Genomic DNA, 24,006 nt, shown 5'->3' with positions numbered 1-24,006 from the left:
CTTGGTCAAGGGGAGGAGGACGCTGTCGGCATGGACCTGGTCGCACTCGAAGAGATCCGACGCCTCAAAGCCCGCTACCTCCGCTGCCTCGACCTCAAGCTGTGGGACGAGATGGCCGGGACCCTGACCGCCGACGTGCACGCGCGATACGGAACGCCGTCGTACGGCAAACCGCTGACCTTCGAAGGCCGCGAAGCGATCGTCGAGTTCTTCCGGAACGCCGTCGGCCCCGGCGTCACCACGGTGCACTTCGCCGGGCAGCCGGAGATCGACGTCGACGGTGACACCGCGACGGGCACCTGGCTGATGCGGGACAAGGTGATCGTGCCCGAGCACCGGGTGATCATCGAGGGGGCGGCGTACTACGAGGACACCTATCGGCGGGTGGACGGCGTGTGGCTGACCGCGTCCACCCAGTACGACCGGCTGTACGAAACGATGATGTCGATGGACGACGTGCCGAGCCTGAAGCTCACCGCGAACCGGTGGTCCTCCTGACCCGCGTTTAGTCCTCTAAATGCGTTCGCGGGCGACTTCCGCATTTAGAGGACTAAATGCGTGGGGTGACGGCCCCCGGATTCCGCCGTGACGGCATCGGCGGCCGCGACCAGGGCGGCACCCCGTCGCGCGATCTCGGCGCCGGTGACCGGCTCGCCGACCGACAGCGTGAGCACCAGCTCCTGCCGTCCCGCGGCGTCGAACGTCGGGGCGGCCAGCAGGCTCACCGCATGCTTGCGGCGCGGCTCCAGATCGGCCCCGAGGTAGACGCGCTCGCCGAGGCTCGAGACGAGTTCTCCCACCAGGCCCCGCACTTCCGGCGGCAGTTCCTCCGCGCCGACGCCCGCCATCAGCGCGTACAGCCGCCGTCCCGCGGAAGTCAGGCTCTCCACCAGATACCCGTGCTCCCGGCATTCGGCGACGACGCGGCGAAGGTGCGCTTCGTCCAGTCGCACCGGTACCGCCGGCGGCTTGGCGAGCCACGCGTCGAACGCCGCGTCGGAGTCCCACAGCACGTACATCAGGCCCACCGGCGGCGCGAACGGATACGTCTCGCCGAGTTTGACCCGGCCCGGGCCGGCGCTCTGCAGCATCAGGATCCGGTCGCCGACCACCGCCGACGCCGTGCACGTGGCGGCGTATCGCCTGCTCAAGTCCTCCAGATGCCGTCGCGCGACCTCGCTCGCGCCGAAACCCTCGCTCGCGACGCGGCCGGCGGCGACCATCGCGGGCCCCAGCCGGTAGGTCACCGGCTGGGGATCCCGGACCAGGTAGCCGCCCGCCGTCAGCTCGGTCACGATGCCGAGGCAGGTCGGTTTCGCCAGGTCGAGCTCGCGCGCCAGCTCTGAAAGACCGAAGCGCCGGCCGGGGTGCGCGGCGAAGAAGTCGAGCAGCCGCACGACTCGCTCGGTGGGCGGGGAGTGCCGGGCCATTGACCCATCCTTAGAACGCGTTCTAGTCTGACCGTGCGAAGAACGTACCAAGTCGGTACATATTTGTACCAGTATGAGGAGTCGCCGGTGCTCACTCAACCGTTCGCGGACGCGATCGCCGAAGCCGAGAAGGTCATCGCGGAGGCGCCGCACATCCGCACCGAACAGGATCTGGTCGAGGGGTACGACTACCTCGCCGGCAGTATCCGCGCCTCCCTGCAGATGGCGTGGGCCTACGAACGCGACTACCCGTTCTTCACCCAGTCCACCGGGCCGTACACGAAGATGGGCCTGGACAACCCGGACACGCTGTACTTCAACGCGAACATCCGCGAGGACCGCGAGTACGTCGTCACCGGGACGCGGGGGAGCACGGCCGACGTCAGTTTCCAGGTCCTCAACGGTGATTACTCGCCCGTCGAGGTGCCGGACAGCCTCGCCGCCTTCGACGACCGCGAGATCCAAATCGCCGACGACGGCACGTTCGAACTCCGCTTCGGCCCGGCGAAAGCCGACCCCGGACCCAACTATTTCGTCCTCGGCCCGGGTTCGTCGATGCTCGTGGTGCGCGAGGTCTACAGCGACTGGGCCACCGAACGCCGCGGCACGATCCAGATCCAGTGCGCCGACACCGCGGGCGGCGCCCCCGCGCCGCTCACCCGCGACGGGCTGGCCAAACGGTACGGCGTCACCGGCAAGATCCTGCTCAGCAGGCTGCGCACCTTCCTCGCCTTCCCGAAGTGGTTCTACCTGAACCTGCCGGTGAACACGATGACCGAGCCGCGCCCCACGCCGGGTGGCCTGACCACGCAGTACTCGTCGGCCGGGCACTACGAACTCGGGGACGAAGAGGTGATGATCGTGACGGTGCCGTGTTCGGACGCGCCCTATCAGGGCATTCAGCTCGGCAGCGTCTGGTATCTCTCGCTCGACTACATCAACCATCAGACGAGCCTCACCGCCGACCAGGCGCGGGTCGACCCGGACGGCAAGATCCGCTTCGTGATCAGCGAACGCGACCCGGGACTGGCGAACTGGCTCGAACGCACGGGGCACGACCGCGGGTACGTCCAGATCCGCTGGCAGCGCCTCTCCCGTGCGCTCGGCGAAACCGACGGTCCCGAGGTCGAGGTGGTGAAGTTCGGCGAACTCGCCGACCGGTTGCCATTTTACGACGAAGCGCGGGTGACCCCGCAGGAATGGGCCGACCGGATCTCGGCGCGTCAGACCGCCGTCGCGGCGAGGATGCTCGGATGACGGATCTCTTGCGGGACAAGGTGGTCGTGGTCTCCGGTGTCGGTCCGGGGCTCGGCCGGTCCATCGCCACCCGCTGTGCCGCGGCGGGGGCCGACGTCGTCCTCGCCGCCCGCACCGAATCACGGCTCGCCGAAGTCGCGAAGGAGGTCGACGCGCTCGGCCGCCGCGCGGTCACCGTGCCCACCGACATCACCGACGACGCTTCGGCCGCGAATCTCACCGAGGCCGCCTTGAAGGCGTTCGGCCGGGTGGACGCCTTGGTGAACAACGCTTTCGCCATCCCGCCGATCATGGATCTCGCCGATGTCGACCTGGCCGACGTCCGGGCGGGTTTCGAGACCAACGTGCTCGCCGCCCTGCGGCTCACGCGGCTGTTCACGCCTTCGCTCGCCGAGAGCGGCGGTTCGGTCGTGATGATCAATTCGGCCGTACTGCGGCATTCCCGGCGGACGTTCGGCGCGTACAAGATGGCGAAGGCGAGCCTGCTCGCGCTCGCGCAGAGCCTCGCCTCGGAACTCGGGCCGCGCGGGATCCGGGTCAATTCCGTGGCGCCCGGCTACATCTGGGCGGACTCGCTGAAATGGTATTTCGCTTACCTGGCCAAGGAACGCGGTGTGCCGCCGGAGCAGGTGTACGCCGAGACGGCGGAGACGATCGACCTGCGCCGCCTGCCGGAGCCGGACGAGATCGCGGACACCGTCGTGTTCCTCGCCTCGTCGCTCGCCCGCTGCGTCACCGGCCAGTGTCTCGACGTCAACGCCGGCGAATATCACCACTGAAGGGGAGAACATGCTGCCAGGGCGGGAAAACGTCGGCACCGTGGACGATCTGCACGCGTCGGCGGCGAAGCTCACCGGCTTGGACGACTTCGGCGGCGAAGACCATCTCGAAGGTCTCCGTGTGCTGCTGGATTCGTACGCCGGCGAGGCGGGTTTGACCCCGTACGGCAACAAGATCCATCGCGCGTTCCTGCGCGGAGCCCTGGTGGCGAGGTCGTTGAGTGAGGCCTCGTGGAAGCAGAATCCGGAGTATGCGGAGGTTCCGGTCGAGCGGCCCATTTTCGTCACCGGCCTGCCGCGCACCGGCACCACCGCGCTGCACCGGCTGCTCACCGAGGATCCGGCGCACCAAGGGCTGGAGGTCTGGCTGACCGAGGTGCCGCAACCGCGGCCGCCGCGCGAAACGTGGGCGGGAAACCCGGTGTTCCAAGGGATCCAGGCGGGCTACGAGAAGCACCACATCGAGCATCCCGAGTTCATGGGGCTGCACCACATGTCCGCCGATCAGGTCGAGGAATGCTGGCAGCTGCTGCGGCAGTCGCTGAAATCGGTGTCCTACGAATGCCTCGCGCACGTGCCGTCGTACTCGCGCTGGCTGGACGGGCAGAGCTGGACCGACGCCTACCGTCGGCACCGGCGCAACCTGCAGCTCATCGGTCTGCCCGACGCCGGGCGCCGCTGGGTGCTCAAGAACCCGAGCCATCTTTTCGCGCTCGACGCGCTGCTGGAGGTGTACCCGGACGCGCTCATCGTCCAGACCCATCGCGCACCGAGCACCATCGTCGCGTCGGTGTGCAGCCTGAACGAGCAGGCTTCGGAGGGCTGGTCCGACGTCTTCCGCGGGGACGTGATCGGCCGCAGCCAGCTGGATCTCTGGGCGCGGGGCGCGGAAAAGTCACTGGAGTCGAGGAAACGGCACGATCCCGCGCAGTTCTGCGATGTCCGGTATGAGGATTTCGTCGCAGACCCGATCGGCACGGTCGAGGGCGTCTACCGGCATTTCGGTCTGCCACTGAGCGACGCCGCGCGGGACGCGATGACGGTCGTGCATGCCGAAAGCCGTTCCGGGGAAAGGAAACCCGTGCACCGGTACGACCTCGCGGACTTCGGGCTCACCGCCGGCGAGGTCGACGAACGCTTCTCGGCCTACCGCGCCGCCTACGACCTCTGACCTCCCGCATTTCGTCCTCTGAATGCGGTAGTTGCACACGCAAGAAACGCATTCAGAGGACGAAATGCGGACGGGTCAGAAGCCGGCGACGCGTTGCGAGGGCAGGCCGCGCGTCGTGATCCCGCGCAGCACCTCGACGCGGTCCGAGCCCGGCCGCCCGAGCACCCAGCTCGACCCGGGGACCTCCTTGGCCTGCTTCTTGAGCGGTGCCAGCAGCCGGGAAGCGTCCTTATAGGACCGGATGGCGCCGTTCCCGCACACGAGGGTCGCCAGCGAGACCGTCACCGGGAGCCCGTCGGCCGACCACGGCGTGTCCAGCAGCGCGGCGGCGACCGTGCCGATCTCGTCGACGTCGCAGGCGATCAGGAAATCGTCCCCGCCCACGTGGCTGACGCGCATCCGGCGCAGCCGGGCCTCCAGATCGGTGAGCGTCCGGCCGAGCGTGCGGATCAGATCGTCGCCCGCGGCGAATCCGGCGGTGTCGTTGACCGTCTTGAACGAATCGACGTCCAGCCAGGCCGCGACGAACGGCTCCCGGGCGTTGATCCGGCGGTCGACGTCCCTCGCGACCGCGTCGCTCCCGGGCAGGCGGGTCAGCGGGCTCAGCGAGACCGCCTCCTCGACCTTCGCCTCCGCGACGCCGCGGACGACCTCGTTCACCAGCACCACGCCGACGCACCGGCCGCGGTCGTCGACCACGACGACGTCGTCGCCGGTCCGGCCCCAGTCCGCGTCGGTGACCAGTTCGAGGAATTCGAGCGCGCTCGCGTCGGCGTGGATCGTGTGCGGCCGGTCGGCGAGCCGCGACGCCGGCCGTTTGGCGTGCAGGGCGTGGCCGTACAACCCGGTGACCGCGACCAGGAACCGGGTGCGGTCGATCGACCACTGTGGACGGTGGCGGTCGTCGATGCCGACGATGCCGCTCGGGCCGTCGGCGGCGGCCAGCACCTCGCGTACGTCGTCGCAGGTCGCGGCCTCCGGCAGGGTCGTCGCGGGCCGGAGGAAGTCGCCGACGCGGCGCGCGCGGGCGGTGCCGGGGATGAACGGACCCGGCGCGTCCGGCGCGGGCAGCGGCGCGTGGTCGCCGTCCGGCGGGGCGAGCAGATTGCCCTGCGCGATCCGGACCCCGAGCCGCCGGGCGGACTCCAGCTGCTCCGTGGTCTCCAGCCCGGTCGCGACCAGGCGGTTGTCCGTGCGCGACGCGAAATGCAGCACCGCTTCGACCACCGCGACGGCGGCAGGGTCGTGCGGCAGACCGCGAAGCACGCTGCGGTCCAGTTTCACCAGGTCGACGGGCGCCGAAGCGAGCAGCGTCAGGGGGAGGTCGCCGCGGCCGACGCCGACGCGCGCGAGCCGGAAGCCGAGTTCGGTGAGCCGCCGCATACCGGTCAGCAGCAGGTCGGCGGGGATCTGCGTGAACGGCGGCCCGATCTCCAGCACCACGTCCCTGGTCCGGCGGCCGACGAGGCTGAGCGCGTCGGTCAGCGGATCGAACTGGGACGGCGGCGCCGCCACCGTCCGCGCGGACAGGTTCAGGTGCAGGGGGAGGGCGGCCTGCGGTTCGCGCAACTGCCGCACGGCCTCGGCGGCCAGCCCGACGTCGACCTCGGCCAGCCTGCCGTTGCGCCGGGCGTCGGCGAGCAACTCGTGGGCGGTCCCACGGCCCGGCCGCGCCAAAGCTTCGAACGCGACGACGCCACCGGTGTGCAGGCTGTACAACGGCTGGTAAGCGAAGCGGACAGCGATCTGCAACGTCACAAGCGAATGTTCGCGGGTGGCGGCACGAAACGAAATACGTGTCAACTGATGTTCATCGTGAAGGCACCTGGGTTACCTAGAACGGCGTAACGCACGCCACCCGATCAGGTGTTTTCTTACTTGCCACGGTGACAATCGGAAAAGCGCCGACATCGCTTCGGTGGTACCCGAAACATCTTCGCGACCGCTCGTGAAAGCGCGCTGCAGCTCGGTGGGCAACGTGAAGAACAGATCGAAGAACACCGGCACCAGTTCGGGCGGCATCCCGCACAACACGCGCAATCCATGTCGTCGCAATCCGTGCACGGTGCGTGCCGAGGACGGCCACAGCGCCCGGTGAGCGGCCGACGCCGCCGCGGCAGGACCGCTATCCCAAGCCCGGGCGACCGCGTCGGCGACCGGCTCCGCCAGCCGCACCGACGTCGCGACGCTGTACCCGGTCGCCGGATGCACCAGCGCGCCGGCGGCCCCGAACGGCACCGTCCGGCCGCGCCGGGGCGCGGGCAGGTCGAGCACGATCCGCACGCGTTCCTCACGCCCGTGCGACGTCAGCCCGACGGCCCGGAGCCGGGCGCGCAACCGCGCCGCGAGGACGTCCAACGGCAGCCCGGGCTTGCGGGCGAGCGAGGTCTCCTCGACCAGGACCGTGCCGTCGCCGAGCGGCAGCACATAGAGGAATCCGGACTCCGTGTCCCGCCAGTCCATGAACACGGCGGTGTCCGGGCGGTCGGCGAGCCGCAGCGCGTCCTCGGCGGGGAGGACGACGCCGAACGCCGTCTGTTCGTAGCGGTTCCCCCGCGGCCGGACGCCGGAAGCGTCCACATACAGACCTGTCGCGAAGGCCCGTCCGTCCTCCAGGCGCACCGAGGAACCCTGCCGCCCGTGGTCCACGCCGGACACCTTCCCGGCGACGACTTCGTAGCCCTCGCTCAGCCACCGGCGCAGGCCGTCGTTGTCCACCACCAGGTACCGCCGGTCGAGGACGTGCGGTCCGGTCCCGAAGGCGAGCGTGGCCGACGGCGCGCACGCGACGGCGCTCGTCGGCAACGCGGGCAGCTCGTCGGCCCACAGCCCGTAGGTCGCCCGCCAGCGTCTGCCCGGAGCAGGGTCGATCAGGACCGTCGCCAGGCCGCGCCGGGCGCAGGCACGCGCGAGCGCCCGGCCCGCCGGGCCGCCGCCCGCGATCACCACGTCCGTCACCTTCGTATCTCATCACGCCGCCCCGACGGATACGGTGTTGCGCATGGAACAGACGGACCCGAGGACGTGGCGGCGCGATCCGGCGAGCGAGAGCGCCGGGTTCACCGACCTCGCCACGAGCCCGTTCCGGATCGACCGGGACCGGATCGCCGCGTCGCCCTTCTTCGCGCGGCTCGGCGGGGTGACGCAGGTGGTCAGCGCCGGCGGTTCCGGGCTCCTGCACAACCGGCTCACCCACAGTCTCAAGGTCGCGCAGGTCGCCCGCGCGATCGCCGAGCGGATCAATTCCGCCAGCGATTCCGCCGAACTGGCCGCGAAACTGGGCGGCTGCGACCCGGACGTCGCCGAGGCCGCCTCGCTCGCGCACGATCTTGGGCATCCGCCGTTCGGGCATCTCGGCGAGCAGACCCTGGACCGGATCGCCCGGCACCGGTTCGGCCTCGCGGACGGTTTCGAAGGCAACGCGCAGTCGTTCCGGATCATCACCACCACCGACGTGCGCGGCCCGTCCGCGTCCGGTCTGGACCTCACCACGGCGGTGCGCGCCGCGGTGCTGAAGTACCCGTGGGCGCGGTTGCACGTGCCCGATCCGCATCCGACGTCGATGGCCGTCCAGCCGCGCGGCGCGGCCGAACCGGCCGACGCCCCCGGCACCGGGGCGAGCAAGTTCTCCGCCTACAGCACCGAACTCGACGACTTCACCCAGGCGCGGGCCCCGTTCGACGGCCGGATCGAACCCTGGCAGCAGACCGTCGAAGCGTCCGTGATGGACACCGCCGACGACATCGCGTACGCCATCCACGATCTCCAGGACTTCCACCGGATCGGTGTCCTGCAGCACGCTCCGGTCGCCGCCGAGTTCACCGGCTGGGTCGACCACGCGGTGGAACTGGCCGCGCTGGACGAGGCGACCCTGACCGCCGAACGGCGGCTGCCCGGCCGTTCGCTGGAACGGCTGCGCCGCCGGATGCACGCCAAGGACGGGTGGATCGTCGACGACGACGCCTTCACCAGCGCCGTCGTCCGTGTGCGCGCGGAACTCGTCGACGGCCTGCTCGCCACCGGGTTCGACGGTTCCATCGAGGCCGAACAGGCCACCGCCGCCTTCTCGGCGAAATGGACCGCGCGGCTCGTCGACGGCGTCCAGGTGGTGGCGTCGCCCTCCACCCGGACCGGGCATCTCACGCTGCGTCCCGCGCAGTGGCACGAGGTGCAGGTGCTGAAATTCGTGCACCGGCGGTTCGTCCTGCTGCGCCCGGAACTCGCGCTGCACCAGCGCGGGCAGGCGAGCCTGGTGACCACCTTGGTCGACGCGCTCGACGCGTGGCTGCTCGACCGCGACGAGTTCTACCGGCTCCCGCGACGGCTGCACGACCTGGTGGAACTTGCGCAGTCCGAGTTCTCCGCGTTGGCGCGGACGTCGCCGGAGCTGCTCATCGGAGCGACCGGGGAGCCGGTCACCGGCGCGGACGCCGTACGGGGCCTGGCGCGAGGGCGCGCGGTCGTCGACTTCGTGGCGTCGTTGACGGACAAGCAGGCGGTGACCCTTTTGGACGGCCTGTCGGGCCGGGCTTCGCAGCCTTGGTCGGACTCGTTCGTCCTGTGACGACACGATTACCCTGAACGGCCCACGACCTGCGGCCGAATCCGGAAATTCTCCATCCGACGTCACCCGAACGGCTCCTGCCGCCGGTGTGCGCCCGGTACTTAGCTTGATCCAGCCGGTGATCGCCGGCGTCGGTCAGCGTGAGTCGGGGCACGCGCCTAGGAATCGGAGGCGCACGTGCGTCCAACCCGTTCTAGTAGGAGAAGAAGAACGATCCTGACCGCGGGCACCGCGGCCCTCGTCACCGCGCTCGGCCTGGTGTGCCCGCCCGTCGCGGCGGCGGAAACCGGTCAGTCCCCGGACGCGTTCTCGGCCAACACCGTCCGGCAGATCGAGGCGCTGCAGTCGATCAAGAAGAGCCAGAACGCCGGCGAGTCCAAAGTGGACAGCCGACTGCTCGTCGAACAGAAACTCCGCGCGCAGCGGATGTCGGCCTCCGCGGTTCCCGCACTGGGGTCTGGGGCGAATGTCTCCGCGGCCGGCACCGTACTCGTGGACATCCGGGGCCAGGTCTCGGAAGAACTCCTCAAGGGACTGCGTGAATCCGGTGCGGGGATCCGCGCGGTCTCCGAGCGGTACGGCAGTGTCCGCGCCGAGGTGCCGCTGCACGCGGTGCCGGCGATCGCGGCCCGCGCCGACGTCAAGAAGGTCGAGACCGCCAACGAGGCGTTCACCGCCCGCCAGCTCGCCGAGCCCGCCACCGCGGGCAAGCGGGAAAGCAAGGAGGAGAAGGCCGCCCGGATCGCGGACGAGCTGAAGAAGGCCGTCGAGGCCAAGGGACAGCCCGGCATCGCGGCCGGGCCGACCAACAGCGAAGGCGACCGCGCGCACAACGCCGACACCGCGCGCCAGCAGTTCGGTGTCACCGGTGTGGGCACCAAGATCTGCGCGCTGTCCGACGGCATCGACTCGCTCGCGACCTCGCAGGCGCGCGGCGAACTCCCGGCGGGCGTCGACGTGATCCCCGGCCAGGAAGGCGACGGCGACGAGGGCACCGCGATGCTCGAGATCATCCACGATCTCGCGCCGAACGCGGCACTCGGTTTCGCCAGCGCGTTCAACTCCGACGCCAGTTTCGCCGACAACATCCGCAAGCTGCGCTTCGACGCGGGTTGCGACGTCATCGTCGACGATGTCCTGTACTTCAAGGAATCCCCGTTCCAGGACTGGATCATCGCCCAGGCCGTGAACGACGTGACCGCGGACGGCGCGCTGTACTTCTCCTCGGCCGGTAACGAGGGCAACGTCACCGACGGCACTTCGGGCCACTGGGAAGGAGACTTCGTCGACTCCGGCAAGAGCATCGGCAAATACGCCGGTACCGCGCACAACTTCGCCGGTGCCGCGGGCAACCAGATCTTCCAGCCGATCTCGAACGCGTCGGGCCGGGTGCCGGTCACGTTGTTCTGGTCGGATCCGCTGGGCCGCTCGAACAACGACTACGACCTGTACCTGCTGAACGCGGCGGGCAACGTCGTCGACTTCAGCCAGGACGTCCAGACCGGGACCCAGGACGCCTACGAACGGGTGGACACCACGGGCGTCGCCGGACTGCGGCTGGCCATCGTCAAGTTCTCCGGTGAGGGCCGCTACCTTTCGCTGTCCGCGCTGCGCGGCCGGTTCACCGATTCGGCCGACGGACTCAAGGCCTACACCAAGCCCGGCGTGACCGTGGGCCACTCGGCCGCGCGGGACGCGTTCAGTGTCGCGGCGGCACCCGCCGCCAAGGCGTTCCCCCGAGCCCTCGAACCGGGCGACCCGGCCAACCCCGCCGGTCCGTTCCCGGCCGCGTTCGGCGCGACCTCGCAGGTCGAACGGTTCACTTCGGACGGTCCGCGGCGGATGTTCTACCAGGCCGACGGCACCCCGATCACCCCGGGCGACGTGTCCGGGACCGGTGGTGAGGTCCGGAACAAGCCGGACATCACCGCGGCCGACGGCGTCTCCACCAGCGTCACCGGCTTCACCACGTTCTACGGCACGTCGGCCGCCGCCCCCGACGCCGCCGCGATCGCGGGCCTGGTGCTCTCGGGCAACCCGGGGCTGCCCCCGGCCGAGGTGCGCGAGGCGCTGATCAACACCGCCGTCGACATCCTGGCCCCCGGCCGCGACAACTCCAGCGGCGCGGGTGTCATCCTCGCCGACAAGGTGCTCGCCTACACCGGCGCCAGCCCGCAGCCGCTCGCGTCCGCAGGGCAGCCGACGGTCACCCCGGCCGACGGCGGTTCCGCGCTCGACCCGGGCGACACCGCCAAGGTGACCCTGCCGGTGACCAACCGCGGCGACGGCACCGCGACGTCCACCAGCGTCGTGCTCTCCAGCCCGACCCCCGGTGTCACGGTGGCGCCGCGGTCGAAGTCGTACGGCACGATCAGCCCCGGGCAGACCGGCGTGAACGACTTCACCATCACCGTCCCCGCCACGCAGGAACTCGGGGTGCCGGTGGTGCTGAACGCGCGCGTCACCTTCGCGGGTTCGTACTCGCCGACGACGTCGACGTTCTCGCTGCCGGTCGGCACCCCGTCGCCGGTGACGCAGAACTTCGCCTACGCCGGTGACGCGGTGGCGATCCCCGACAGCGACCCGACCGGCGTGACCGTGCCGATCACGGTGAGCGGCGTCGGGCGCGCGTCGAAGCTGACGTTCTCGGTGGACGGAGCGACCTGCAACACCGACCAGACCTCGACGACCGTGGGCATCAACCACTCGTACGCCGGTGACCTGGTCGGCACGCTGACGTCGCCCGCGGGCGCGAAGGCGACCGTGTTCCAGCGCAGCGGCGGCTCGGGCAACAACCTGTGCCAGGTCGTGTTCGCCGACAACGCGGCCGCCGCGTTCAGCTCGGTGAGCGCGGCGAACGCGCCGTTCACCGGCACCTACAAGCCGGCGCAGGCGCTCGGCGGCCTGACCGGTGCGGCGGCCGACGGCACGTGGAAGTTCACCGCCGTCGACGTCGCCGGTGGCGACACCGGTTCGATCCGCTCGATCTCCTTGCACATCAACGGTTTCGTGCAGCCCGGGGTGGCCGAGCGGCCCGCGGGTGTCGGGAAGTCGGTGGGCAAGGGGCCGGTGAAGCCGGTCTAGTCCTCTCGTTGTGCGCGTGAAGGCCCCCTTCCCTCGGCTGAGTCGAGGGAAGGGGGCCTTCACGCGCGTCGGTACCGTACGTTGGACACATGGCGAGGGAGCGGCAGGTGGCGGGCGGGGGCCGGGCGGTCGAGGTCGCCCCGGAACGCCTCGAAGGCTGGTACGCGCGCTTCGCCGTCCGCAACGACGGCGTCCGCGAGACGCGGCTCACGGCCGAAACTGTCACGGTCGTCGCGGACAACGGCGTCGTCGCCGTCGCGACCGTCCCTTTCGGACCGCTGAAGGCGGAAGGAACGGTGCCGGGACTGGCCGTCGGCCCGCTCGTCGAACACGCATTGGTCTCGCGCAGGATCGCGCTCCTGCTGGTGCGCCGCGGCGGGCACAGCGTCGGGATCGCGCGCGGGGGAGTGGTCGTCCAGTCCAGGACGGACCGGCACCTCGTCCAGGGCCGGTCCGCGGCGGGCGGGTGGTCGCAACAGCGGTTCGCGCGGCGCAGGGAAGGGCAGGCGCGCGTCGCACTGCGTTCCGCCGCGGAAGACGCCTTCGAAGTGCTCGTCCCTCAACTGTCCGAAGTGGACGCCGTCGTCCTCGGCGGTGACCGCCGCGCCTTGGAAACCCTGCGCGAGGACAGGCGGCTGGCACCGTTGTTCGAGCGGGCCGAGCCCCGCGTCCTCGACATCCCCGAACCGCGCCGGACGGTGCTCGAAGACGCGGCGGAACGGGCCGTCGCGGTCGAAATCACCCTCGCCGGGCCGTGACGTCCGGCACGGTCCGATAAAACCGTTCGACAGCGGCCCGTACACTGGTCCCGTGGACATCCTCTTGGAGTAGCTCCTCGCCGGCCCGTCGGCCGGCGAGTCGAAGCTGTCCGCTCATCCACCCCTTGTACCGGGAGTTCCCGTGATCACGGCCTCTGGCCTGCAGCTGCGCGCTGGTTCGCGCATCCTGCTCGACGACACCAACGTCCGCATCCAGCAGGGCGACCGCATCGGCCTGGTCGGCCGCAACGGCGCCGGCAAGACCACCTCGCTCAAGGTGCTGGCGGGGGAGGGCGAGCCATACGCGGGCGAGGTCCGCCGCAGTGGCGAGCTCGGCTACCTCCCGCAGGACCCCCGTGAGGGCGACCTGTCCGTCACCGCGAAGGACCGCGTGCTCTCCGCGCGCGGCCTCGACTCCTTGCTGCGCAACATGGAAAAGGCGCAGAACGCGATGTCGGAGCTGGTGGACGAGAAGGAACGCGATAAGGCGGTCAACCGCTACAGCCGCCTCGAAGAGCGCTTCGCCTCCCTCGGTGGGTACGCCGCCGAGAGCGAGGCCGCGCGGATCTGCTCCAACCTCGGCCTCGCCGACCGGGTGCTCGCGCAGACGCTGCAGACGCTCTCGGGCGGTCAGCGCCGTCGCGTGGAGCTGGCCCGCATCCTGTTCGCCGCCGCCGAAGCGGGCGCCGGCGGCAAGTCCGAGACGATCCTGCTGCTCGACGAGCCCACCAACCACCTCGACGCCGACTCCATCAGCTGGCTGCGCGGCTTCCTGAAGCAGCACGACGGCGGTCTCGTGGTCATCAGCCACGACGTCGAACTGCTCGAAGACGTGGTCAACAAGGTGTGGTTCCTCGACGCGACCCGCGGCGAGCTCGACCTCTACAACATGGGCTGGCAGCGGTATCTCGACGCGCGCGCCACCGACGAGAAGCGCCGCCGCCGCGAGCGCGCGAACGCCGAGAAGAAGGCGTCCGCGCTGCAGCAGCAGGCCGCCAAACTGGGGGCCAAGGCGACGAAGGCCGTGGCCGCCAAGAACATGGCCCGCCGCGCCGAGCAGATGCTGTCCGCGCTCGACGAGACCCGCCAGGCCGACAAGGTCGCCCGGATCAAGTTCCCCGAGCCCGCCCCGTGCGGCCGGACCCCGCTCACCGCGGAGGGGCTCTCGAAGTCCTACGGTTCGCTCGAGATCTTCACCGGCGTCGACCTCGCCATCGACCGCGGTTCGAAGGTCGTGGTGCTCGGATTGAACGGCGCCGGAAAGACGACTCTGCTCCGGCTGCTCGGCGGAATGGAAACTCCGGATACCGGCGAGACCATTCCAGGTCACGGATTGCGTTTGGGCTATTACGCACAGGAACACGAAACGCTCGACCACGATGCGTCCGTGTGGGAAAATATCCGTCACCTCGCGCCGGACACCGGCGCGCAGGAGTTGCGGAACCTTCTCGGCTCGTTCCTGTTCACCGGCGAGCAGCTCGATCAGCCCGCCGGCACGCTCTCCGGCGGTGAGAAGACGCGGCTCGCGCTCGCCGGTCTGGTGTCCAGCGCTGCCAACGTTTTGCTGCTCGACGAGCCGACGAACAACCTGGACCCGGCCAGCCGTGCCCAGGTCCTGGACGCCTTGCGCAGCTTCGCCGGAGCGGTCGTCCTGGTGACGCACGACCCGGGCGCGGTCGAGGCGCTGGAGCCGGAACGCGTGATCCTCCTGCCGGACGGAACCGAGGACCATTGGTCGGCGGATTATCTGGAACTTGTCCAGCTTGCGTGAGGCTTGCGTCCGTTCGGGTGCTTGATCGATGCCATCCGGCCACTGAAATGGCCCAATGTGATCGCGGTTTCAGCAGTTTTGCGCTCGTCGTCTGGCATTCCGGCGCTCAGTGTTCGATCATTGCGGCGACAGGGGCCGTTATGTGGCCCAGAACACTCTCGGCGGGAAGGCGATCGACGTGGCTGATCTCAAGAAAGGCGCGCGGATCACCGGCAACACGCGTGACAAGCTGGCCGCTGACCTGAAGAAGAAATACGAGAAGGGCTCGAGCATCCGCGCTCTCGCGGAGTCCACGGGTCGCTCGTACGGGTTCGTGCACCGGGTCCTCTCGGAGTCCGGCGTCCAGCTGCGCGGCCGTGGCGGTGCCACCAGGGTCAAGAAGAAGTAGTCACGAGGAAGTAGCGGACTGCTGCGCGGGGGGCGCAGTTCCCTTTCCAGGGACCGCTGTTTCACGGGTTTCCGCGGCCAGGAAGGCCAGCCTGGCACCGAGCAGGACCAGCGGATACACCAGGTAGCCGTACCGCGTCGCCGGAGTGAGCATGATCAGCGCGACGAGCCCGACGGCCATGCGCAGCAACGCGTCCGAACCGGTCGCGGGCGGGCGCCGCAGCAGCCAGACCAGGATCGCGACGGCCGCGATCCCGAGCAGGGCGAAGGAAACCGCCGTGCCCACCGGGCCGAGCGAGGCGATGAGGTGGCCGGGCAGCGGGCTCGCCGCCGGTGACTTGATCACGCCGATTCCCATCGGGAACCGGAAGACGTGCTCGACGAACGCCTTGGGGTCCACCAGATAGACGGGTACGTGCAGGACGAGGGTCGTCACCACGAGTGCCGCGGCGAATCCGCCCAGTGCGCGGGGGCCACGCCGCGTGATCAACAGGACACCCAGCACCACGATCGCCGGCGCGACGATGAGTTTCGCGCTGACCACCAAGGCCAGCACCAGACCCGACAGGACGGCGCGGCCCGTCGCGGCCAGCGCGAAGGACAGCACCAGCAGCCCGACGATGGCCAGATCCGGACCGGCGACCGCCCAGGTCAGCGCGGTCAGCGGGCAGGCGAGCGCGAGTTGTGCCGCGCTGACCGGGATTTTCGGCCACTTCAGCAACCGCAGCGTCAGCAGTACACACGCGACGGCCGCCAGTGCGAACATCCAGCGCGCGTCGGTGAGGGCGTTCGCGACCGGCCCGCCGCCCAGCAGGGCGCGCGGCAGGCCGAAGACCGTCATCACGGGACCGTATGGCGTGTAATCGTTTACTTCCACCGCGCGACCGAGCGCGGTGACGTCGACGTACGGGGTTCCGTTCTCCAGAAGGAGTTTCGCCGACCGTTCGATGACCCAGACCTCGGGCTGCGCGGCCCACGAGTTCGGCGTGACGAGCCAGTCCACTCCGGTCAGACGGCGAATGACGAGCATTCCCAACGGAAGGATCATGGCGAACAGCCCGATGGCGCCGATACCGATCCACCGTGAGCCGAGCGCGCCGGGCAGCGCCTTGCCGCGCCGCGCGGCGATCGTCAGCCAGCCGGTGTGGACCACGGCGAGGCCGTACCCCGCGACGGCGAAGTTCGCCCACACGCGATAGCCGTAGAACTCCGCGACGGCCGTGTTCACGACGGCGAAGATCAGGCAGCCCGTGTAGAAGACCAGGTCGATGGTCAGTCGTCGCCGGTCGGGGTCCTTGGTCACCGGCCCAGGCTACCGACGTGGCCCGCTTCGCCGGAAAGAGGACGCGGAAACCGGGAAGCATCCGGTGTGCTCCGGTGTTGGTCATGCTTATATCCGGGAAAACTCTCGACTAATATCGAGGTTTTGGGGGCGAAGAGAGGGTTCTCATGGACAACACGTGGACGCTGATGAACTCGGCGATGAAGTCGGCCGACGTTCCGAAGGGGCTGCACAAGGGCACGCTCCGCCGCGTCGCACGGTTCGCCAGGCCGCACTGGCGGAGGTTGCTGATATTCCTGGTGCTCACCGTCGTGTCGGCGGTGCTGGCGGTGAGCACGCCGGTGCTGGCCGGGAAGGTGGTCGACGCGATCGTCGGCGGGCACGACGTCGCGCTGGTGGTTTGGCTCGCCGTGGTGATCGCGGCGCTGGCGCTGATCGACGCCGGGCTCGGGCTGGCCGAACGGGCGCAGTCGTCGAGGATCGGCGAGGGGATCATCCTCGATCTGCGGCTCGCGGTGTACCGCCACGTGCAGCGGATGCCGGTCGCGTTCTTCACACGCACCCGCACCGGTGCGCTGGTGAGCAGGCTCAACAACGACGTCATCGGCGCGCAGCGCACGTTCACCGCGACACTGTCGGGTCTGGTCACCAACGTGATCCAGCTGGCGCTGTCGCTGGTGGTCATGGTGACGCTGTCCTGGCAGGTCACCCTGCTGGCTCTGGTGCTGCTGCCGGTGTTCATCCTGCCGACGCGGCGGCTCGGGCGGCGGATGGCCGGGCTGCAGCGAGAGGCGGGCGGGCTCAACGCGTCGATGACCACGCAGATGACCGAGCGGTTCTCCGCGCCGGGCGCGACGCTGGTGAAGCTGTTCGGCGACCCGGAGCGCGAAGCGGGCGAGTTCGGCGCGCGGGCCGGGCGGGTGCGCGACATCGGCGTTCGCACGGCGATGCTGACGCGCTGGTTCCTGACCAGCCTGACCACGGTCTCCGCGCTCGCCCAGGCGCTGGTGTACGGGCTGGGTGGCTACCTGGCGCTGACCGGGGCACTCGCGCCGGGCACCGTCGTGGCGCTGGCGTTGCTGCTGACCAGGCTGTACTCGCCGCTGACCGCGCTGGCGAACGTCCGGGTGGACGTGATGACCGCGCTGGTGTCGTTCGAGCGGGTCTTCGAGGTGCTCGACCTCAAGCCGATGATCGAGGAGAAGCCGGACGCGCGGCGAGTCCCCGAAGGCCCGGTCTCGGTCGAGTTCGCGGGAGTCAGGTTCGGTTACCCCGCGGCGGACCGGTACTCGCTGGCCTCGCTGGAGGACGTGTCCACTTTGGATCACCGGGGTGGCGACGAGGTGTTGCACGGCATCAGCTTCCGCGCCGAACCCGGGCAGATGGTGGCACTGGTGGGCTCGTCGGGTGCGGGCAAGTCGACGATCGCCTCGTTGTTGCCGCGCCTGTACGACGTCGACGCCGGTTCGGTCCGGTTGTCCGATGTGGACGTTCGAGAGCTGAGTTTCGCCTCGCTGCGGGAAACCGTCGGCGTGGTGACGCAGGACGGGCACCTCTTCCACGACACCATCCGCGCGAACCTGGAGTACGCGCGGCCGGGGGTCACCGACGACGAGATCTGGTCGGCGCTGGACCGCGCCCGGCTGGCCGAGCTGATCCGGGAACTGCCGGACGGGCTGGAGACCGTGGTGGGGGAGCGGGGCTACCGGCTTTCCGGCGGTGAACGACAGCGGCTGACCATCGCCCGGCTCCTGCTGGCGCAGCCGAAGGTCGTCGTCCTCGACGAGGCGACCGCGCATCTGGACTCGCAGTCCGAAGCGGCCGTCGGCGAGGCGCTGACCGACGCGCTGGACGGGCGGACCGCGCTGGTCATCGCGCACCGGTTGTCGACGGTCCGGGCGGCGGACCAGATCCTGGTGATCGAGCACGGGGAGATCGTCGAGCGGGGGACGCACGAAGAGCTTCTCGCGCGCGAAGGTCGCTACGCGGCGCTGTACCTGACGCAGTTCTCGGAGGAGCCTGCGGCCGCGTGACCGGATGCAAGGAACGGTCCTTTCCTAGCGAAATTTGCCAGGAAAGGACCGTTCATTGCACGCGAGGGAGGGTCAGGCGAGGGCGGGGGAGGCGAAGGTCGCGTTCACCAGCGCCATCTTCCGCGGATCGTCCCGCATGAGCGGCCCCATCCGGTTCATCGTGTAGCCGAAAGCGATCCCGCTCTCGGGGTCCACGCCGCCGGACGAGCCGCCGAGCCCGTCGTGACCGAACGCGCGCGGGTTCGGCCCGAAGCCCCGTTCCTCACTGCCGAGGTAGAACCCCAGCGCCCATTCGTTGCCCAGCCCGCCGACGACGTCGGTCTCCCGGCCCTGTCCTTCGCGGGCCGTCGCGAGTGCTCCGGCCGAGAGCAGCCACCCGGAGGCGAGCGCGCCGTAGATGGTTGCGATCGCCCGGGCGGTGCCGTGCCCGTTCAGCGCGGGCAGGATCGCGCGCCGCCAGGCGGGATCGTTGGCGTCGCGGCCTTGGACGCGCGGGTTCGCCAATGCGGCGAGAGCGACGGGGCCGGCGTTGGCGAACGCCTCGGTCAGGGCGGTCTTCATCTCGGCGCTGAGCACGGGCTCGACAAGGGTGGAGCAGCGTGCCAGATCGTCGTCGGAATCCAGGCCGATCCGGAAGTCCGCGTCCAGCGGGCCGGCGATGTGCTCGGCGAAGTACGCGCGGACGTCCTGCCCGCTCGCCCGGCGGATCACCTCGCCGACGAGGAAACCGAACGACAGCGCGTGGTAGCCGCTGGCCGTGCCCGGTTCGAAGAGCGGCGGCTGCGCGGCGAGCAGTCCGGTGACGTGGTCCCAGTCGTAGAGTTCCTCGATCTTCACCGGCCGGTCGAGGCCGATCCCGGTCACGCCGGAGCGGTGCGAGAGCAGCCACCGCACGGGGATGTCCTGTTTGCCCGCGGCCGCGAATTCCGGCCAGTATTTCGCGACGGGCGCGTCGAGGTCGAGCGCGCCGGCGTCGGCGAGGTGGTGCGCGCAGAGCGCGGTCATGCCCTTGGTGGTCGACCAGACGTTGGTGAGCGTCTCCGCCCGCCACGGGACCGTCCGGCCCGGATCGGCCCAGCCCGCCCAGAGATCGACCACCGGCTCGCCGTGCCGGGTGACCGAGAACGCGGCGCCGATCTCGCCGCGTGCGGCGAAGTTCTCCTCGAAGGCGGCCCGGACGGGTTCGAAGCCCGCCGCGCACTCACCGTGGATCTCGGTCATGGCACGGACCTCCCGTGGGGACACCGACCGGTCGGTATGTGACCGTAGAAGCGCAGCGGGGACGAGTCAAGAGGCCCGTCCCCGCGAAATCGCTACCGCAGTGCCGGGACCCGCGCGCCGTACTTGGCCAGCAACGCGGCGTTGGCCTCGTCGCCACCGTCCACGTTGGAGCTGCGCCACAGCGGCACGTCGACGCCCTGCGCCGCACCGAGGTCCACGACCTCGGCGAGCACGAGGTTCCAGAGGAACGCGTTGATCACAGTGGACAGTGGCGCGGTCCGCGGCGCCTCCGGCGGGTAGCTCGAATCGCCGGGACGGACGTGCGAGTCGAGCACGATGCTCGCTTCTTCGATCAGCGTCGTGGCCGCGCGCTTGGGCGCCGCGGCCACCGACGCGGCCGAACTCACCGCGATGACCGACGCCCCGCGCTTGCGCGCCCCGGCGGCCAGTTCGACCGGGTACGGGTTGACGCCCGACGTCGAGAACACCACCAGCAGGTCGTCCGGCCCCGGCGCGCGCTCGGCGAGCACCTCCTCGGCGAGCCCGGAGCGGCGCTCGGTCTTGGTGCTGTGCTGCGCGCCGTGCAGCGGCAGCAGTTCGGGGTGGTAGATCGGGTAGACGCAGGCGAGCCCGCCCGCACGGTAGAAGGTCTCGGCGACCGCGGCCAGCGAATGACCGGCTCCGGCGGTGAACACCAGGGCGTCGGCCCGGATGACCCCCAGGATCAGCTCGGCCGATTTCCGGATCTGCTCCGCGTTACCCCGTTCGGCCTCCGCGAGCCGTTCGGCGACGTCTGCACAACGTTCGGTGGTGCTCACCACATCCGCCCTTCCGTCTGGAGATCAGCGACGAATGTATCGCGTGGACCAATCGCCGAAGTGGAATACATGGGGTCATGATCGAGGTTGACCCGATCACTGCGGCCGGGGTTTCGGAGACTGGAGGGTCCAGGGTGAGCGAGGCTGATCCCGCGGTGCGGACTTGGCGGGCACGCGGCCAGGTGAAAGCCGTGGTGCTGGTACTGCACGGCGGCGCGGAGCACAGTCATGCCCGCGTGGCGCCGTGGCGGCTGGCGTACCAGCGGATGGTGCCGCTGGCGAAGGACGTGCACCGGGCGGGCCGGGGGCACGGGGTCGAGGTGCGGCTGCTGCGCAACCGGATCTACGGCTGGAACGACCACGGCACCGACGCGCTCGCCGACGCGCGCTGGGCCCTGGCGCGGATCCGCGACGATCACCCCGGCGTGCCGGTGATCCTCGTCGGCCACTCGATGGGAGGACGGGTCGGCCTGCGCGTGGCCGACGATCCGGCCGTCATCGGTGTCTGCGCGCTGGCCCCGTGGACACCACCGGGTGAACCCGTCGACGCCGTCGGCGGCCGCGCCGTGCTGATCGCGCACGGGACCAGGGACCGCATGACGGATCCGGTGGCGTCACACGCTTTCGCCGAACGTGCCGAAAAGGTGACATCGCGGTCGGCGCGGTTTGAGATCGGTGGTGAAGGGCACGCGATGCTACGAAGGTCTCGCGTCTGGAACCGTCTCGTACGGGCGTTCGCGCTCGAGCTGATCGAAGCCGGGGGCACTGACGAAACGCTGAGCGGAGCCTGGGATCGGCCGAGCTCCGAGCGGCTGCGGATCCCGGTCTAGACCGGGCGGGAGGGAGTACCCATGTCCACGTCGAGCGTCGACCGGACGGCAGGTCCGTCCGGCCTTCCCGGTCCCGGCGAAACCCGGTGGCCCGGTTTGGCCACCCCGCCGCATTCCCCGTTCCGGGCGCGGATCGCCGAGCAGTTGTTCCGGCACGCCGTGCGCCCGCTGAACGTCCGCGTGCGCATGCCCGACGGCTCGCACCTGGGCGCCGGCGGTCCGGACGCGCCGGAAATGCGGCTCAACCGTCCCGCCGCGTTCTTCCACCGCCTCGGCGCGGACGCGAAGATCGGCTTCGGTGAGGCGTACATGGTCGGCGACTGGACGAGCGACGCGCTCGCCGAGGTGCTGACCCCGTTCGCGGAGCGGATGGCGACGCTCATCCCGCCGCTGCTGCAGCGGTTCCGCCGGTTCGTCGACCGCGCGCACCCGGACGGGGAGGAGAACACCGTCGAGGGCGCGCGGGCGAACATCCATCGCCATTACGACCTGTCCAACGATCTGTTCGGCGCGTTCCTGGACCCATCGATGATGTACTCGTCGGCGTTGTTCGGCCCGGACGACGACCTCACCGCCGCCCAGCACCGCAAGATCGACAGCGTCCTCGACTACGCCGGCGTCCGCGAAGGCAGCACGGTGCTCGAGATCGGCACCGGCTGGGGCGAGCTCTCGATCCGGGCCGCCGCGCGCGGGGCCACGGTCACGTCGTTGACCATCTCGCGGGAGCAGGCGGCGCTGGCGACCGAGCGCATCGCGGCGGCGGGTTTCGCCGACCGCGTCGACGTCCGGCTGTGCGACTACCGCGACTCCTCCGGCGAGTACGACGCCGTGGTGAGCGTCGAGATGATCGAAGCGGTCGGGGAGGCGTACTGGCCGACGTTCTTCGAGACCATCGGCAAGCGGCTGAAGCCGGGCGGAAGGCTGGGGCTCCAGGCCATCACGATGGACCACGAGCGCATGCTCGCCGCCGCCCGTTCGTACACCTGGATGCACAAGTACATCTTCCCCGGCGGGCTCATCCCGTCGACCACCTCCGTCGAGCAGGGCCTGCTGGAGCACGCGCGGTTGAGGCTGGAGGGGGTGCGTGAGTTCGGCCAGGACTACGCCCGCACGTTGCGGCTGTGGCGGGAGAGGTTCACCCAGCGGTGGGACGAGATCACCGAACTGGGCTTCGACGACGTCTTCAAGCGGATGTGGGAGTTCTATCTGGCGTACTCCGAGGCGGGGTTCCGTTCGGGGTATCTCAAGGTCCACCAGTTCGGATTCGCCGAAATCGGACGGTGAGGACCACCCAACCGATGCGGGGTGCCGGACGTCCTTCACCTAGGGTCTGCGGTTGACTGGGCCCCACACGCGAGATCGGGACGGGTGATTCGGCATGACGTATGGAGGCGACGACCGAGGGCGACGGCTGCCGCCACAACGGCCGCCGTCCGGCCGCCCCCGGCGGCACCAGCCCGCGCAGATGATGCCGCTGCCGGGCCGGGGGACCAGCCCGTACGACGAGCGGACGACCCCCATGGGGCACGCAGGCCAGGAGCGCCCGCCCGGCCCGCCTCCGCGCCGTCCAGGCCCGCCGCAGCCCCCTCCGGGCCGCCCGATGGACGACGCGCGCCCGCCTCGGCGGCGTAAGCGCTGGGGCTTCGGCAAGGTGCTGCTCACGTTGCTGACCGTGTTCGTGGTGTTCCTCGCCGGGGTGTGGGTGTACCTGGAGTTCTCCATCAACCGCGTCGACGCGCTGGCCGACTACTCCGGCCGCCCCGTCGCGGCCGAGGGCACCAACTGGCTGATCGTGGGCTCCGACAGCCGGGACGGGCTGACCCCCGAGGAGCAGGAGAAGCTGGTCACCGGTGACTCCAAAGCCGCCGGCGGCGGCAAGCGGACCGACACCATCATGATCGCGCACATCCCGTCCAACAGCGTCAAACCGACGCTGCTGAGCCTCCCGCGCGACTCGCAGGTGAGCATCCCGGGGCACGGCAAGAACAAGATCAACGCGGCGTTCTCGATCGGGGGCCCGACGCTGCTCGCGCAGACCGTCGAAGGCGCCACCGGCCTGCGCATCGACCACTACGCCGAGATCGGCTTCGGCGGCTTCGCGAAGATCGTCGACGCGATCGGCGGGGTGCACATGTGCGTCGAGAAGCCGATGGAGGACACCCTCACCAAGATCAAGATCCCGGCGGGCTGCCAGGACCTCCAGGGCCCGCAGGCGCTCGGGTTCGTCCGCATGCGGCACAGCGAGGCGACCCCGCGTTCGGACCTCGACCGCGTCGCCAACCAGCGGAAGTTCATCGGCGCGATGGTCAGCGAGATCGGCAGCCCCGGCACGCTGCTGAACCCGTTCACGCTGTTCCCGCTGCTGTCGACCGCGCCGGACGCGCTGACCATGGATTCGGGCGACCACGTGCACAACCTGGTCGGGCTGGCGCTGGCGATGCGCGGGATCTCGTCGGGCGGCGTCGTCACCACGACGGTGCCGGTGACCAGCGGGTCGGCGGAGAACTGGGACAAGACGAAGTCGAAGCTGCTGTTCGACGCGTTGAAGAACGACACGGAGATCCCGGACAGCGCGATCCTGACCTGATCTTCCGGTGCTACGGTGCGCTATGAACGGGCCG

The 24,006-nt window shown here is 70.0% G+C and carries 19 protein-coding genes; 13 read left to right on the top strand and 6 right to left on the bottom strand.

Annotated features, from left to right (window positions below; translation table 11 throughout):
• The first annotated feature begins 30 nt into the window (after positions 1-30).
• Positions 31-498: a nuclear transport factor 2 family protein gene (locus DMC61_RS06300; RefSeq protein ID WP_016333182.1), complete on the top strand. Its 468-nt coding sequence runs from the start codon at positions 31-33 to the stop codon at positions 496-498.
• Between the two features lie 44 nt (positions 499-542).
• Here DMC61_RS06300 and DMC61_RS06295 read toward each other — a convergent pair whose 3' ends face one another.
• Positions 543-1,430, bottom strand: coding sequence for a helix-turn-helix domain-containing protein (locus DMC61_RS06295; RefSeq protein ID WP_125687570.1), 888 nt, complete (start codon positions 1,428-1,430; stop codon positions 543-545).
• Between the two features lie 87 nt (positions 1,431-1,517).
• Here DMC61_RS06295 and DMC61_RS06290 point away from each other — a divergent pair, with 87 nt between their 5' ends.
• From DMC61_RS06290 to DMC61_RS06280, 3 genes are read left to right on the top strand one after another with little or no spacing between them, the layout of a single operon-like run.
• Entirely contained in the window at positions 1,518-2,687 is a 1,170-nt protein-coding gene (locus tag DMC61_RS06290; RefSeq protein ID WP_125687567.1) for a hypothetical protein, read from the top strand.
• Entirely contained in the window at positions 2,684-3,466 is a 783-nt protein-coding gene (locus DMC61_RS06285) for an SDR family oxidoreductase (protein ID WP_125687566.1), read from the top strand. The genes DMC61_RS06290 and DMC61_RS06285 overlap by 4 nt, the downstream gene beginning before the upstream one ends.
• A gap of 10 nt (positions 3,467-3,476) precedes the next feature.
• On the top strand, positions 3,477-4,637 hold the full coding sequence (locus DMC61_RS06280) for a sulfotransferase (RefSeq protein ID WP_125687564.1): 1,161 nt from the start codon (positions 3,477-3,479) through the stop codon (positions 4,635-4,637).
• 75 nt (positions 4,638-4,712) lie between these two features.
• Here the strand turns inward: DMC61_RS06280 and DMC61_RS06275 are convergent, their stop codons facing one another.
• Together DMC61_RS06275 and DMC61_RS06270 are read right to left on the bottom strand one after the other, a co-directional pair.
• The gene (locus tag DMC61_RS06275) at positions 4,713-6,395 is read right to left on the bottom strand and encodes a GGDEF domain-containing protein (protein ID WP_125687561.1); all 1,683 of its coding nucleotides are present in this window, start codon (positions 6,393-6,395) and stop codon (positions 4,713-4,715) included.
• Between the two features lie 72 nt (positions 6,396-6,467).
• Positions 6,468-7,595 carry a lycopene cyclase family protein gene (locus tag DMC61_RS06270; protein WP_125687559.1) on the bottom strand — a complete coding sequence of 376 codons (1,128 nt, stop codon included), beginning with the start codon at positions 7,593-7,595 and terminating at the stop codon, positions 6,468-6,470.
• 43 nt (positions 7,596-7,638) lie between these two features.
• Between DMC61_RS06270 and DMC61_RS06265 the strand changes: the two genes are divergently transcribed.
• The 5 genes from DMC61_RS06265 (at position 7,639) to DMC61_RS06245 (ending at position 15,202) form a co-directional block, all read left to right on the top strand.
• A complete protein-coding gene (locus tag DMC61_RS06265) occupies positions 7,639-9,201 on the top strand; it encodes a deoxyguanosinetriphosphate triphosphohydrolase family protein (RefSeq protein ID WP_125687557.1) in 1,563 nt (520 codons plus the stop codon).
• 213 nt (positions 9,202-9,414) lie between these two features.
• A complete protein-coding gene (locus DMC61_RS06260) occupies positions 9,415-12,285 on the top strand; it encodes a S8 family serine peptidase (RefSeq protein ID WP_125688105.1) in 2,871 nt (956 codons plus the stop codon).
• An 89-nt stretch (positions 12,286-12,374) separates the two neighbouring features.
• On the top strand, positions 12,375-13,043 hold the full coding sequence (locus DMC61_RS06255) for an acVLRF1 family peptidyl-tRNA hydrolase (RefSeq protein WP_199749915.1): 669 nt from the start codon (positions 12,375-12,377) through the stop codon (positions 13,041-13,043).
• A gap of 142 nt (positions 13,044-13,185) precedes the next feature.
• Positions 13,186-14,814, top strand: a complete 1,629-nt coding sequence (locus DMC61_RS06250) for an ABC-F family ATP-binding cassette domain-containing protein (RefSeq protein WP_016333192.1) — start codon at positions 13,186-13,188, stop codon at positions 14,812-14,814.
• Positions 14,815-14,992: 178 nt separating this feature from the next.
• Positions 14,993-15,202, top strand: a complete 210-nt coding sequence (locus tag DMC61_RS06245) for a helix-turn-helix domain-containing protein (protein ID WP_003071237.1) — start codon at positions 14,993-14,995, stop codon at positions 15,200-15,202.
• Here the strand turns inward: DMC61_RS06245 and DMC61_RS06240 are convergent, their stop codons facing one another.
• Positions 15,203-16,504, bottom strand: coding sequence for a glycosyltransferase family 87 protein (locus tag DMC61_RS06240; protein ID WP_125687555.1), 1,302 nt, complete (start codon positions 16,502-16,504; stop codon positions 15,203-15,205).
• 146 nt (positions 16,505-16,650) lie between these two features.
• On the opposite strand from DMC61_RS06240, the gene DMC61_RS06235 reads away from it, so the two are divergent.
• Complete coding sequence (locus DMC61_RS06235; protein WP_125687553.1) at positions 16,651-18,516, top strand: ABC transporter ATP-binding protein; 1,866 nt, start codon at positions 16,651-16,653, stop codon at positions 18,514-18,516.
• Between the two features lie 72 nt (positions 18,517-18,588).
• On the opposite strand, the gene DMC61_RS06230 is transcribed toward DMC61_RS06235, so the two are convergent.
• Both DMC61_RS06230 and DMC61_RS06225 read right to left on the bottom strand, forming a co-directional pair.
• Positions 18,589-19,737, bottom strand: a complete 1,149-nt coding sequence (locus DMC61_RS06230; protein ID WP_125687551.1) for a serine hydrolase domain-containing protein — start codon at positions 19,735-19,737, stop codon at positions 18,589-18,591.
• Between the two features lie 92 nt (positions 19,738-19,829).
• Positions 19,830-20,558 (bottom strand): SIS domain-containing protein, encoded by a 729-nt coding sequence (locus tag DMC61_RS06225; RefSeq protein ID WP_063276034.1) that lies wholly within the window; start codon positions 20,556-20,558, stop codon positions 19,830-19,832.
• A 131-nt stretch (positions 20,559-20,689) separates the two neighbouring features.
• On the opposite strand from DMC61_RS06225, the gene DMC61_RS06220 reads away from it, so the two are divergent.
• The 3 genes from DMC61_RS06220 to DMC61_RS06210 all read left to right on the top strand — a co-directional run bounded on the left by DMC61_RS06220 (position 20,690) and on the right by DMC61_RS06210 (position 23,972).
• Positions 20,690-21,385: an alpha/beta hydrolase gene (locus tag DMC61_RS06220; protein ID WP_125687549.1), complete on the top strand. Its 696-nt coding sequence runs from the start codon at positions 20,690-20,692 to the stop codon at positions 21,383-21,385.
• Between the two features lie 21 nt (positions 21,386-21,406).
• On the top strand, positions 21,407-22,669 hold the full coding sequence (locus DMC61_RS06215) for a cyclopropane-fatty-acyl-phospholipid synthase family protein (RefSeq protein ID WP_125687547.1): 1,263 nt from the start codon (positions 21,407-21,409) through the stop codon (positions 22,667-22,669).
• Positions 22,670-22,763: 94 nt separating this feature from the next.
• Positions 22,764-23,972 carry an LCP family protein gene (locus DMC61_RS06210; RefSeq protein ID WP_125687545.1) on the top strand — a complete coding sequence of 403 codons (1,209 nt, stop codon included), beginning with the start codon at positions 22,764-22,766 and terminating at the stop codon, positions 23,970-23,972.
• Positions 23,973-24,006 lie beyond the last annotated feature (34 nt).

Origin of the sequence: Amycolatopsis sp. WAC 04169 (assembly GCF_003947535.1) — a bacterium.
Taxonomy (GTDB): Bacteria; Actinomycetota; Actinomycetes; order Mycobacteriales; family Pseudonocardiaceae; genus Amycolatopsis; species Amycolatopsis keratiniphila.
Note: the sequence above shows the minus strand (reverse complement) of the source record. Positions and strands in the feature narration are given on the sequence as shown.